Origin of the sequence: Mesorhizobium intechi (assembly GCF_002879535.1) — a bacterium.
Lineage (GTDB): Bacteria > Pseudomonadota > Alphaproteobacteria > Rhizobiales > Rhizobiaceae > Mesorhizobium > Mesorhizobium intechi.
Genome location: NZ_PNOT02000209.1, coordinates 1 through 11,566, shown reverse-complemented (window position 1 = coordinate 11,566; position 11,566 = coordinate 1). Strand labels below are relative to the sequence as shown.

11 protein-coding genes and 1 pseudogene are annotated in these 11,566 nt (G+C 64.7%); 4 read left to right on the top strand and 8 right to left on the bottom strand.

Features of this window, described 5'->3' with window-relative positions:
• A pseudogene (locus C1D09_RS33820) lies at positions 1-158 on the top strand (transcriptional regulator); the annotation flags it as partial.
• A 9-nt stretch (positions 159-167) separates the two neighbouring features.
• Here the strand turns inward: C1D09_RS33820 and ligD are convergent.
• From ligD to C1D09_RS17610, 3 genes are all read right to left on the bottom strand, one after another.
• A complete protein-coding gene (gene ligD, locus C1D09_RS17620) occupies positions 168-2,663 on the bottom strand; it encodes a DNA ligase D (RefSeq protein WP_143975516.1) in 2,496 nt (831 codons plus the stop codon).
• Between the two features lie 9 nt (positions 2,664-2,672).
• A complete protein-coding gene (gene ku / locus C1D09_RS17615; RefSeq protein ID WP_143975515.1) occupies positions 2,673-3,521 on the bottom strand; it encodes a non-homologous end joining protein Ku in 849 nt (282 codons plus the stop codon).
• A 114-nt stretch (positions 3,522-3,635) separates the two neighbouring features.
• Positions 3,636-4,142 (bottom strand): YciE/YciF ferroxidase family protein, encoded by a 507-nt coding sequence (locus C1D09_RS17610; protein ID WP_143975514.1) that lies wholly within the window; start codon positions 4,140-4,142, stop codon positions 3,636-3,638.
• 398 nt (positions 4,143-4,540) lie between these two features.
• On the opposite strand from C1D09_RS17610, the gene C1D09_RS17605 reads away from it, so the two are divergent.
• Positions 4,541-4,681 (top strand): hypothetical protein, encoded by a 141-nt coding sequence (locus tag C1D09_RS17605; protein ID WP_013892047.1) that lies wholly within the window; start codon positions 4,541-4,543, stop codon positions 4,679-4,681.
• A gap of 347 nt (positions 4,682-5,028) precedes the next feature.
• Here C1D09_RS17605 and C1D09_RS17600 read toward each other — a convergent pair whose 3' ends face one another.
• Positions 5,029-5,490, bottom strand: a complete 462-nt coding sequence (locus tag C1D09_RS17600) for a RidA family protein (protein ID WP_143975513.1) — start codon at positions 5,488-5,490, stop codon at positions 5,029-5,031.
• Between the two features lie 222 nt (positions 5,491-5,712).
• Between C1D09_RS17600 and C1D09_RS17595 the strand changes: the two genes are divergently transcribed.
• On the top strand, positions 5,713-6,081 hold the full coding sequence (locus C1D09_RS17595) for a YciI family protein (protein WP_143975512.1): 369 nt from the start codon (positions 5,713-5,715) through the stop codon (positions 6,079-6,081).
• A 25-nt stretch (positions 6,082-6,106) separates the two neighbouring features.
• On the top strand, positions 6,107-7,351 hold the full coding sequence (locus C1D09_RS17590) for an RNA polymerase sigma factor (protein WP_143975511.1): 1,245 nt from the start codon (positions 6,107-6,109) through the stop codon (positions 7,349-7,351).
• A 37-nt stretch (positions 7,352-7,388) separates the two neighbouring features.
• Here C1D09_RS17590 and C1D09_RS17585 read toward each other — a convergent pair whose 3' ends face one another.
• The 4 genes from C1D09_RS17585 to C1D09_RS17570 form a co-directional block, all read right to left on the bottom strand.
• A complete protein-coding gene (locus C1D09_RS17585) occupies positions 7,389-8,015 on the bottom strand; it encodes a glutathione S-transferase family protein (protein WP_143975510.1) in 627 nt (208 codons plus the stop codon).
• Between the two features lie 138 nt (positions 8,016-8,153).
• Entirely contained in the window at positions 8,154-9,134 is a 981-nt protein-coding gene (gene cysK / locus C1D09_RS17580; RefSeq protein ID WP_143975509.1) for a cysteine synthase A, read from the bottom strand.
• A gap of 180 nt (positions 9,135-9,314) precedes the next feature.
• Complete coding sequence (locus C1D09_RS17575) at positions 9,315-9,932, bottom strand: LysE family translocator (RefSeq protein WP_143975508.1); 618 nt, start codon at positions 9,930-9,932, stop codon at positions 9,315-9,317.
• A 107-nt stretch (positions 9,933-10,039) separates the two neighbouring features.
• A complete protein-coding gene (locus C1D09_RS17570) occupies positions 10,040-11,407 on the bottom strand; it encodes a PQQ-dependent sugar dehydrogenase (protein WP_143975507.1) in 1,368 nt (455 codons plus the stop codon).
• Between the last annotated feature and the right edge of the window lie 159 nt (positions 11,408-11,566).

The window sequence follows — 11,566 nt, the reverse complement described above, 5'->3', positions numbered from 1 at the left end:
ACTGGAGCGTGCGCCGCTCGCATCTCGCCGGCACGCTGGGCGCGGCCATCCTCGACAAGATCCTTCTTGAAAAATGGGCGCGTCGCGAGAAAGACAGCCGCGCGGTGATTTTCTCGCCGCCGGGCAAGCAGGCCTTCGAGAAGGTGTTTTTGGCGTGAGCCGGCGAACTACCCCCGCTTCAGCACCTTGGCCTGCTTGAAGAAATCCACCCACGGATCGGCTTCCGCCAGCCTCGCTTGCGTCGTCTTGTCGCCGATCGGGAACGCGTTCGGCGCCAGGCCGGCCTCGATCTCGGCCCAGGTCACCGGCATCGATACGGTGGCCCCCTTCTTGGCCCGCGAGGAATAGGGCGCGACCGTCGTCGAGCCGCGGCCGTTGCGCAGATAGTCGACGAAGATCTTCCCGGTCCGCGCCTTCTTCGACAGCGTCGCCGTGTAGCGGTCGGGCGCAGCCTGTTCGAGCGCCTTCGCGAAATCATGGGCGAAGGTCTTCACCGCCCCCCAGTCCGCCGATGGTTTCAGCGGCACCAGCACATGATAGCCCTTGCCGCCCGATGTCTTGACGAAGTTCGGCAGCGACAGCTCGTCGAGCTTGCCCCGGATGTCGAGGGCCGCCTCGCGCACCGCTTTGACATCGACGCCTTCATCGGGGTCGAGATCGAAGATGATCTGGTCCGGCTGTTCAAGCTTGTCGATCGTGCAGCCCCAGATGTGGATCTCGACCACGCCATACTGGACGAGCGCCGCGACACCGTCGAAATCCCGCACGAACAGGATTTCCTCGCCATCCGTCGGGTCCTTCATCCGGGCTATTCTGTCGCTCATGCCGGCCGAGGCATGTTTCTGGAAGAAGCGCGGGCCACCGATGCCGTCCGGCGCCCGCACCAGGCTGAGCGGCCGGTTGACGACGAACTGCTTCATGCGGGGCCAAACCTCGGCGTAATGGTCGAGCAGGCGCTGCTTGGAAATCTTTTCGTCGGGCCATAGCAGTTTGTCTGGATGAGAGAGTTTTACGCTGGTCGTCATCGTCGCGGCGCCGGTGCCGCTCGAGGCCGGCCTTGCCCTGCCTGTCGCTGCCTTGGGCTTTTCCTGCACAACGTCCTCCGCCGGCTTGTCCTCGCGCAGCCCCTGGAACGAAGCATGGCGTATTATACGGTCCGACGTCCAGCTGCGAAACTCCACCTCGGCGACAAGCTCCGGCTTGACCCAGACCAGGCCCTTGCCTTTCGGCACGGCCTTGTCGAAGGGCGAAGCGTTCGCCGTCAGCGCGTCCAGCTTCTTCTTCAGCGCGGTGGCGCCCTTGGCGGAAAAACCGGTGCCGACCCGGCCGGCATAATGCAGTTTGCCGCCCTCGTAATAGCCGACCAGCAGCGAGCGCAGCCCACGCCCGGTCTTGTCCGACGGCAGATAGCCGCCGATGACGAATTCCTGCCGGGCCGTGCATTTCGACTTCACCCAGGTCGGCCCGCGGCCGCTGCGATAGGGCGCATCGGCGCGTTTGGAGACAACGCCTTCCAGCCCCATGCGGCACGCATGCTCCAGCATGATCTTGCCGGGCTCGGAAAAATGGTCGGAGAAACGCACCGCCGGGTTCTCGGGCTGCTTGCCGAGCAGCTCCTGCAAGGCCTGCTTGCGCTCGACCAGCGGCTCACCGCGCAAGTCCTTGCCGTCGAGCCGCATCAGGTCGAACACATAATAGACGAAGCGATTTGACCGCTTCGCCGAGAGATCCTGCTGCAGCAGCGCGAAGGACGAGACGCCGCTGTCGGCCAGTACGACGATCTCTCCGTCCAGGATAGCGTCGCTGCATTTCAGCCCGGCGAGCTCCGCGATGATCTCGCTTCCAAACTTGTCGGTCCAGTCGAGGCCGGTGCGCGTCAGCAGCCGCACCTCAGTGCCGGCGATCTGCGCCTGCATGCGATAGCCGTCGAATTTGACCTCATGCAGCCAGTCCTTGCCGGGCGGTGCATCCCTCTCCAGGGTCGCCAGCTGCGGCTCGATGAAGTCGAGTTTGCGCGCCGCTGCCTTCGCCTTGCCGGCGGCCGGCTTGTTCGAATGCCAGACCTCGGGCTTCTTGCCCTTGGCGGCCTTGCCTTCGCCGACCTCTTCGATCGTCAGGCCCGACTTCACCGATTCCGGCTTCTCCTTCAAAATGTCCTCGCCCGGGCGCGCTGCGGCATCGTCCGACTTGATCAAGAGCCAGTTGTCGCGCTTTTCACCCGCGCGGGGTTTCAGCCGCACCAGATGCCACAGCCCATGCAGCTTGTGGCCGTTGAGCTCGAAACTGATATGGCCCTTCTTCATCGCCTTGGCCGGGTCGGTCTCCGGAACCCACGTTCCCTCGTCCCAGACGATCACGGAGCCGCCGCCATACTCACCCTTCGGGATCGTGCCCTCGAACGGCGCATAGTCGATCGGGTGGTCCTCGACATGAACGGCGAGCCGTTTTTCATGCGGATCGAGGCTGGGGCCCCGCGTCACCGCCCAGCTCCACAGCACGCCGCCATGCTCGAGGCGAAGGTCGTAATGCAGCCTTGTCGCCGCGTGCTTGTGAATGACGAAGATGCCGCCCGCTTCGCTCCCTTTCGTGCGACCGACCTTGCCGGCCGGTTCCGAGGTTTTCTTGAAATCGCGCTTGGCGTAATATTGTTCGAGGTCGGCCATCTGATGTCCTCAGGCCGATTTGCGCTTGGGCGCGGCCGCTTTCGGCTTGGCTTTCGCCGATGATGGTTTTGGCGAGCCGGCATCCGACGACAGGCTCTTCTTCAGCGCGTCGAACAGATCGACGACATTGGAGGGCTTCGGCGCCGCCTTGGCCTTGGGCGCCTTGTGTCCCGCCTTCTTGGCGCGGATCAGTTCGAGCAACGCCTCCTCATATTTGTCGTCGAATTTCGACGGGTCGAACTTGGCTTTCTTCTTGTCGATGATCAGTTCGGCGAGATCGGTCATCTCCTGGTCGGTCTTCACCGCCTTGATCTCGCCGAACACGCTGTCCGGCTGGCGCACCGTATTGTCGTAGCGCAGCGTCGTCAGCACCATGCCCTTGCCGAGCGGTTCGATGACCACGGGGCGTTCGCGTTGGTAGAGCACGATGCGCGCCAGCCCGGCCATCTTCTTCGCGGCCATGGCATCGCGGATGACGGCGAACGCCTCTTCCGACACTTTGTCGGCCGGCGCGACATAATAAGGCGTGTCGAGATAGATCTGCTGGATCGAAGCTTTGTCGACGAAACCGTCGAGGCTCATCGTGTGCGAGGATTCGATCTGCACCGCCTCGATCTCGTCTTCCTCGATACGGACGAAATCGCCGTCGTCCAATTCATAGCCCTTGATCTCGTCGCCGTCGTCCAGCGGCTTGCCGGTTTCGGCGTCGACATAGATGCGCTTCACCGTATTGCCGGTCTTGCGGTTGAGGATGCGAAACGAAACCCTTTCGGTATGGGTGACGACATTGGTCAGTTCGACCGCGCAGGTGACCAGCGAAAGCTTCAGGTAGCCCTTCCAGGCTGGACGCGGCGCCATGACAAACTCCTTGCAATGCGTTCAATCCAGAACGGGCAAAGCCCATTCCGGTTCCGACCGCGCGACAAGGCAAGTCGGCGCCCCCGCCGCGCCGACCTTGCCTGCCATCCCCACCTATTCGGCAGCCTGGAGATTGATCTTGCTTTCCGCCAGCTCGGTGAGCTTGCGATCGGTCGCTTGCTCTTCCTTGAGATTCTTCGCCAGTACATTGGCGCAATCGCTGCGGCCCAGTTGCTTGGCCCATGCAATCAGCGTGCCGTAGCGGGTCATTTCGTAATGCTCGACTGCCTGCGCAGAGGCGATCAGGGCCGCGTCAAGGACCTCCTTGTCGGCGATGTCGCCGCTCACCTCGTCGGCTTCCTCGAGGATGCCGTCAATGGCCGGGCAGTCGACCGCTTTCGCCTTGACGCCATGCAGCTCGAACACCTCTTCGACGCGTTCGATATGACCCTTGGTCTGTTCAAGATGTTTTTCGAAGCCTGCTTTGAGCTGCGCGTTGGTGGCCTTGTCGATCATCTTCGGCAACGCCTTCTCGATCTGCTTCTCCGCGTAATAGATGTCGCGCAACGTGTGCACGAACAGGTCGTCCAGTGTTTTGATGTCCTTCGAAAAGAAGCCCATGGTTCTAGCCTTTCCATTTGCTCTTGCGATGTTGGTGTACGTGCCTGCGGGATGCAGGCAATCGCGGGCCGGCCATGCCAGTCCCGACGGTCAACGTCCGCCTTGTGTGCCGGTTCCTTCCTTCCTGCGTGAGGAAGGAAATTCCGTCGGCCCCGTCGGAAGTTGAAACAGAACCGCGCCCAGGCGACATTCAAACGAAACATATGTGATGCAAAAGTCACACTGGCCGGAATGGCGACAAAAGGCGCGGAAACACCCCGAATCAGCCGCATTCCGGCCACGAAGCAACGGGTTTTCGACCAGATATTAACATCGTGTTCACCGACTATTCACGCCTCGATGCTATCCTTCACGCAATTCGGAAGGGACATCCGAAAATCGGGACAGGGACAGGGTAAATGAACTTCCTCACGCACCTCATCGGCTACGCCGCCGCCATCCGCGAATTCGTCGCGCCGACCTATCGGCCGGAGCGCTACTACATGCGCGGCCCCGGTCCGGCTTGCGCCCGTCGCGGCACGTCGCTGGGCGCGCACTGACCATGACGTTCGAGAGCCGCCACAACAGCCGCATCTGCAGGCCGGGTAGCACGACCCGTTCCACCACCTATCGTTCCGAGCGCCCGGCTCTGAGCGACAGGCGTCGTGCGACATCGCCGCGTCTTTGATCCCGCTCCCGGCTGGCCTGGTGTCCCAGGACACGAGCAGCCGAGGCCCGCGTGAGCGATTCTTGCCATTCAAGTCCGCCCCAGTCACGTCCGGCCAAGCCCAGTCCTCCCGCTGAACCATCCTTCGACGCCAGCATCCGCTGATCGTCTTCAATGGCGTCGGCGTGCTGTGCCGCGGCTTCGTGCGCGGGCAGTGAGGCCGGCACGCCATGGCCGAGATCAATCCGGCAGGGCCGCTATGGCGACAATTTCAATGACGATGTCGGCTTGGGCCAGCGCGGCAACGCCAATCACCTCCGAGGGCGGCGGGTTGTTGTAGCTGCAGTGCTTCGGGCAATGCTCGGCAAAGAACGCGTCCAGAACGTCCAGGCGAAAATTGGGAGAGCTGAGAACGCCGCCGTCGGGAAATGGTCCTCTGACGAAGAAGGTCAGTTTGACGAGGTGTTCAAGCGTGGTGCCCAGCGCCTCCAGATCGGCTTTGATGTTGCCCAGAACCTCGAGCCACTGCGCCGCCGCATCGCCAGCAAAACGACCGCCTTGTTTGCTGGCCGGATCATAGTCGGCGGCGGTCGCCGTGTTTCCACACAGGTAGACAAATCCCTTCGCGCCGGTGACGACCGTCCCCTTGCCCCATGGCATCAGCCGGCCGCTTTTGAATTTCTTGTGGGTCACGAGTTCCATTGCTCATCTCCCATCCCTGGCGTGACGTGCCTGGATCACAAAGGATAGTGTGGCGGGGCGTCATTGCCAGCCGCCGCAGGCCGTTTGACGAAACCTGGTCCTTGCGAAAGCGCGTGACGAAGTCGAAAGTTTTTTGCCGCGCCCTGTCGAAATCGATCGACGCCGCGCGACATACGTCTGGCCCCGCAAGGACGCGGCCTCCAAAACCACGGGAGAAGACCCATGCGATACATGTTGATGATCAACAACGACGAAGCCGCAATGGCGGCCATGCCGGTCGAGAAGGCCCAGCAGATGAGCGCGGCCTACTATGCCTATACCGAAGCGTTGAAGCAATCCGGCGCGTGGCTGGCCGGCGAACGGCTGCGTCCGACGCAGGCGACCACCTCGGTGCGGATCGCCGACGGCAAGACCAACGTGATCGACGGCCCCTATGCCGACACCAAGGAGCAGCTTGCCGGCTTCTACATGATCGAAGCGGCCGACATCGACACCGCCATTGAATGGGCGGCGCGCTGTCCGGCGGCCAGCACCGGCACGGTCGAGTTGCGGCCGATCTGGGAACTGGCCGACTACATGCCCAAGCAATGACGACGAGCCAGGAAATGACCATGTGATGGACAGTCGCCCGGAGATCGCCCGGGCGGCCGCCGAGGCCGCCGCCCGGCAGAGCTATGGCAAGCTGGTCGCCTGGCTCGCGGCGCGCACGCGCGACGTGACCGCGGCCGAGGATGCGCTGGCGGACGCCTTTGCCGCCGCGCTCGAACGCTGGCCGAAATCAGGCGTGCCTGAAAAGCCGGAAGCCTGGCTGCTTGCCGTGGCGCGGCGGCGGCGGGTCGATGCGGTCCGCCGGCGGCTCACCCGCGAGGCGGCCCGCGATCATCTCAAGCTGATTGCCGAGGAGATGGAGGCGCGCATGACCGACGAAGAGCTGCCCGACGAACGGCTGCGGCTGATGTTTGCTTGCGCGCATCCGGCGATCGAACCGGGCGTGCGGGCGCCGCTCATCCTGCAGACCGTGCTGGGCTTCGATGCCGCGACGATCGCTTCCGCTTTCCTGGTCTCGCCGGCAACGATGGGCCAGCGCCTGGTGCGCGCCAAGACGCGCATCCGCGAAACCGGCATTCCGTTCCGGGTGCCGGAGCGGGCCGAGCTCGGCGAACGGCTGGGCGCGGTGCTGGAGGCGATCTACGCGGCCTTCGCCGAAGGCTGGTCCGATCCGGCCGGCACCGAGACGCAGCGCCGCAACCTCGCCACCGAGGGCATCTGGCTTGGCCGCCTGGTGGCGACGCTGATGCCGCAAGAGCCGGAAGCGCTTGGCCTGCTTGCGCTGATGCTGTTTGCCGAGGCCCGCCGCGCCGCCCGGCGCAATGCCGAAGGCGACTTCGTGCCGCTGGCCGAGCAGGACTGCGACCTGTGGGACCGTGCCCTGATCGACGAGGCGGAGATGCTTCTGTCCCATGCGGCGGCGAGCGGTGTGGTCGGCCGCTACCAGCTCGAGGCGGCCGTCCAGTCCGCCCATGCGGCGCGACGGCTGACCGGCCGCACCGACTGGCCGGCGATCCGCGCGCTCTACGACGCCCTGTTTTCGATCGCCGGGTCGCCGGTGGTGGCGATCAACCGCGCGGTGGCGCTTGCCGAGACCGAGGGCGCCGTGGCGGGGCTGGCGGCGCTTTACGTGCTGGGCGACGACAAGCGGCTCAATGGATATCAGCCGTATTGGGCGGCGCGCGCCGGCCTGCTGGCCAGGCTCGGCCAGGTGCCGCAGGCAACCGAGGCCTACGACCGGGCGATCGGCCTCGAACGCGATCCGGCGGTGCGCCGCTTCCTGCAAGGCAAGAGGGCAGCGCTCAGACACTGAACCAAGCGTCGCGGGACGCCGCCTTGCACGCAGGCGTTCAGTCCGGCCACATCTCGTGCGACGTGTTGATGGTCTTCAGCAGCGGATGGCCGCGCAGCCTGGCCCAGAGACGTTCTATATCAGGCCATGCCGCCCGCGCGCTGTCGATGTCGGGATGCCAGGCCACCAACATGACGAGATAGATGTCGGCCAGCGACATCTGGTCGCCAACCAGCCAGTCACGATCCTTCAGGGCGCTGTCGAGGATGGCGAAGCCGCGGTCCATCTCGGCGACTGCCGCCTGCTTGACCGCTTTCGTGCCGTCGGCGTCGGTCGTGTAGCGATGGGCGTAGTAGAACCGCAGCACTGCCGGGTAGAGCATCGACGACATGAAGGCCATCCAGCGCAGGAAATCGGCGCGGGCGGGCGCATCGACCGCCGGCGCCAGGCGGGCCTGTGGATGGCGCTCGGCGAGCAGGATGCAGATTGCCGCCGATTCGGTCATAGCGCGTCCATCCGGCAAGATCAGCACCGGAACCTGGTTCAGGGGGCTGATCTCGAGGAAGGCCGGATCGGGCCGCTCGGATTTCGGCACGTCGACCTGTTCGAACGGCGCGTTGGCCAGCGCCAGCGCTGCCTCGACGACGAAGCCGCCGCTGCCGGGACGGGTATAGAGCTTGTACATGAGATTCTCCCCTGGCCCGCGCGAAGCGGACCGAGGGATATGACCCGGAAGCAGGGCCCTGCTCAAGCCGGGTCACAGGCGCCACGGCAGGATTTTCAACGGGCCAGCAACGCGCGGCGGCCCGTCGATGGGGCTTACCTAGGCCCCCAGCCCCTCGAACAAGATCGTCGACAGGTAGCGTTCGGCGAAATCGGGAATGACCACGACCAGGGTCTTGCCCTTGTTCTCCGGCCGCGAGCCGACGACGATTGCTGCCTGCAGGGCGGCACCCGACGAGATGCCGACCGGCACGCCTTCGAGACGGGCGACGAGCCGGGCATTGGCGACCGAATCCTCGTTGGAAACCTTGACGATCTCGTCATAGATCGTGGTGTCGAGGATTTTTGGCGCGAAGCCGGCGCCGATGCCCTGGATCTTGTGCGGGCCGGGCTGGCCGCCCGACAGCACCGGCGAGGCTTCCGGCTCGACGGCGACGACACGCACAGATGGCTTGAGCTTCTTCAGCACCTGGCCGACGCCGGTGATGGTGCCGCCCGTGCCGATGCCGGCGACGAAGATGTCGACCTCGCCCTGTGTGTCGTTCCAGATCTCCTGCGCCGTCGTCTTGCGGTGGATTTCGGGATTGGCCGGGTTTTCGAACTGCTGCGGGATGACGGCGTTGGCGATCGTCGCGGCCAGTTCGTCGGCCTTGGCGATGGCGCCCTTCATGCCTTTCGGACCTTCGGTCAGCACCAGTTCGGCGCCGAGCAGCGCCAGCATCTTGCGGCGCTCGACCGACATCGTCTCGGGCATGGTCAGGATCAGCTTGTAGCCCTTGGCGGCGGCGGCGAAGGCGAGCGCGATGCCGGTATTGCCCGAGGTCGGCTCGATCAGCGTGGTCTTGCCGGGCGCAATCTTACCGGCCGCCTCGAGCGCCTCGATCATCGCCACGCCGATGCGGTCCTTGACCGAGGCGATCGGGTTGAAGAATTCGAGCTTGGCGACCAGATTGGCGACGACGCCCTTCTCCTTGGCGAACTTGTCCAGCCGGACCAGGGGCGTGTCGCCGATCGTGTCGGTGATGGAACTGTAGATGCGGCCGCGGCCGGGGACGCGGGCGGAGGTGACGGGCTTGTTCATTGGTTTCGCTCCCAGGATTTCAGGCAAGTGGCATTGCAGCAGGCAAGATAAGGCTTTCAGCCGCGCAACATAAGCTGTCGGCCGGAAATATCCGAGTAGGGCCCGTGTCTAAAACGCCGATCTCCCGGAAAAGCGTTTCACCGGGAAGCCCGACCCCGGAATGTTTTGGCTGAAAGGGGGCTACTGGCGGGCCGCGATCGCTGCCGCGGCGCCGACCATGAAGCCGGCGGCGGTGCGGTTCAGCAGCTTCAGCGCGCGCGGCGATTTCAGGAACCAGCGCGCCTTGGCGGCGAGCGCCAGGTAGGGAACCAGCACGACGAACAGCACGACCACCGTCAGCGCGGCGAGGATGCCGTAATCGGCCAGCGTGATCGTCTTCAGGTCGACGATGGTCGGCGTTATCGCCAGATAGAAGATCATCGTCTTCGGATTGCCGAGCGTGACGGTGAGGCCGGCGACAAAGCTCGACACCAGTCCGCCCTTGCCCTTCCTGGCCTCGACCGTCTCGGGCGTGATGCCCGCGGTCCAGAAGCGCCAGCCCAGGAATGCCAGGTAGGCAACGCCGGCCCATTTGATGGCCAGGAACACCAAGCCGAAGGTCTGCGCGACGAAGGCGAGGCCGAGCACCACGGCGGTCAGGTAGGTGAGGTCGCCGAGCATCAGGCCAAAGGACATGGCCAGGGACGAGCGAAAACCCGAGCCGAGCGCCCGCGCGACCAGCGCGGTGACGCCGGGGCCGGGAATTGCGGCGGCGATGCCGAGGGCGGCACTGTAGGCGAGGAAGCCGGTGAGGGTCATGGTCGACGGGTCCTGATGAGGCGGCCTTGTCGCACGGAACGGGCCAGGATTGAATCCCCTGGCGGTCGGATTCTGTTGCACCAGATGCCGCGCCATCGGGGTAATCCTCAGGAACGGCCGCCGTCATAGGTCACGCGCCAGATCGTGCCATTGCCGTCCTCGGTAACGATCAGCGCGCCGTCGGCGGCCACCGCCACGCCGACCGGTCGGCCCCATACCTCGCCGTTGGAAACGACGAAGCCGGTCATGAAATCCTCATATTCGCCGGTCGGCTTGCCATCCTTGAACAGCAGGCGGACGACCTTGTAGCCGGTCCTGTTGCCGCGATTCCAGGAACCGTGCAGGGCGACGAAGGCATCGCCCCGGTATTCCCTGGGAAAGCCGCTGTCGGCGGGCAGGTCCTTGCGATCGTAGAAGGCGATGTTGAGCGGCGCCGAATGCGCCTGCATAAGGACGTCGGGAATGGTTGCCTTGCCGGCGAGATCGGGCCGCGCGCCCTTGTGGCGCGGGTCCTCGTGGTCGCCGATATAGTACCAGGGCCAGCCATAGTACGCGCCGTCCTTGACCGAGGTGGCGTATTCGAACGGCACATTGTCGCCCAGCGCGTCGCGCTCGTTGACGACGCACCACAGCGCCCCGGTCGCCGGCTGGATGGTCATGCCCGAGCAGTTGCGCAGGCCGGTGGCGACGATACGGCCGTTCTTGCCGTCCGGATCGAAGGCCTGCACGTCGGCGCGCCCCTCTTCGGAACCCCAGCTCGCGGCCAGCGGCTGCGATTTCACCCATGCGTCGAGGCCGCCATCCGGCGCCTTGCCCATGTCCTCGGCGATGTTCGAACCGGAGCCGACCGACAGATAGAGCGTCTTGCCATCTGGCGAAAAGACGATGTCGCGGGTCCAGTGATGGTTCGAGGGAATGTTGGCGACGATGACTTCCGGTTCGCGGGATGCTTTCAGGTCGCCACTGCGGTAGGCGAAGCGCACGATGCTGTCGCTGTTGGCGACATAGACCCATTGCGGGTCGTTCCCTGGCGGATAGAAGGCAATGCCATAGGGCTGGTTGAGATTGCCGGCGAAAATGCCGTCCTCGGTGGGCTTGGCGCTGTCCTTGGCCAGTCGATAGACGCGGACTTGGTTGGCTTCGCTGTCGGCGACGAACAGGTCGCCATTGGGCGCGACGCGCACGGCGCGCGGATTGTCGATGCCGGAGGCGATCAGCTCGGCCGAAAAACCCCGCGGCAATTGCGGCTTCGCGCCCGCCGGCATGTCGGCAAGGCCGGCGCTGTTCGACACCGACTTGGTGACGTAAGGCTTCGGCAGGTCTTCCGGCTTGATCAGGCGGCGCACGCCCGGTCTGTCGGCATGCCAGTCGCCGAAGGCGGCCGGGCCCTTCAGCACCGGCTGGTCCGCCTGCTGGGCGAACGCCGCGCTTGTGAGAAAGAGGGCGGGGATCGCCAGTCCGGCCAATCGGATCATCTTGTCCTCCATCTGGTCGCGAAGGAAACCAACGGCCGGCTTGTCTCCGGGTTCCGCCTCACTTGACCTGATGAGGAAGCGAAAGTCCGGTCTTATGTGCCGGCCGCGTAAAAATCGTCGTCGAGGCGTTTTTCCAGCGCGACGAGATCGGCCGGCACA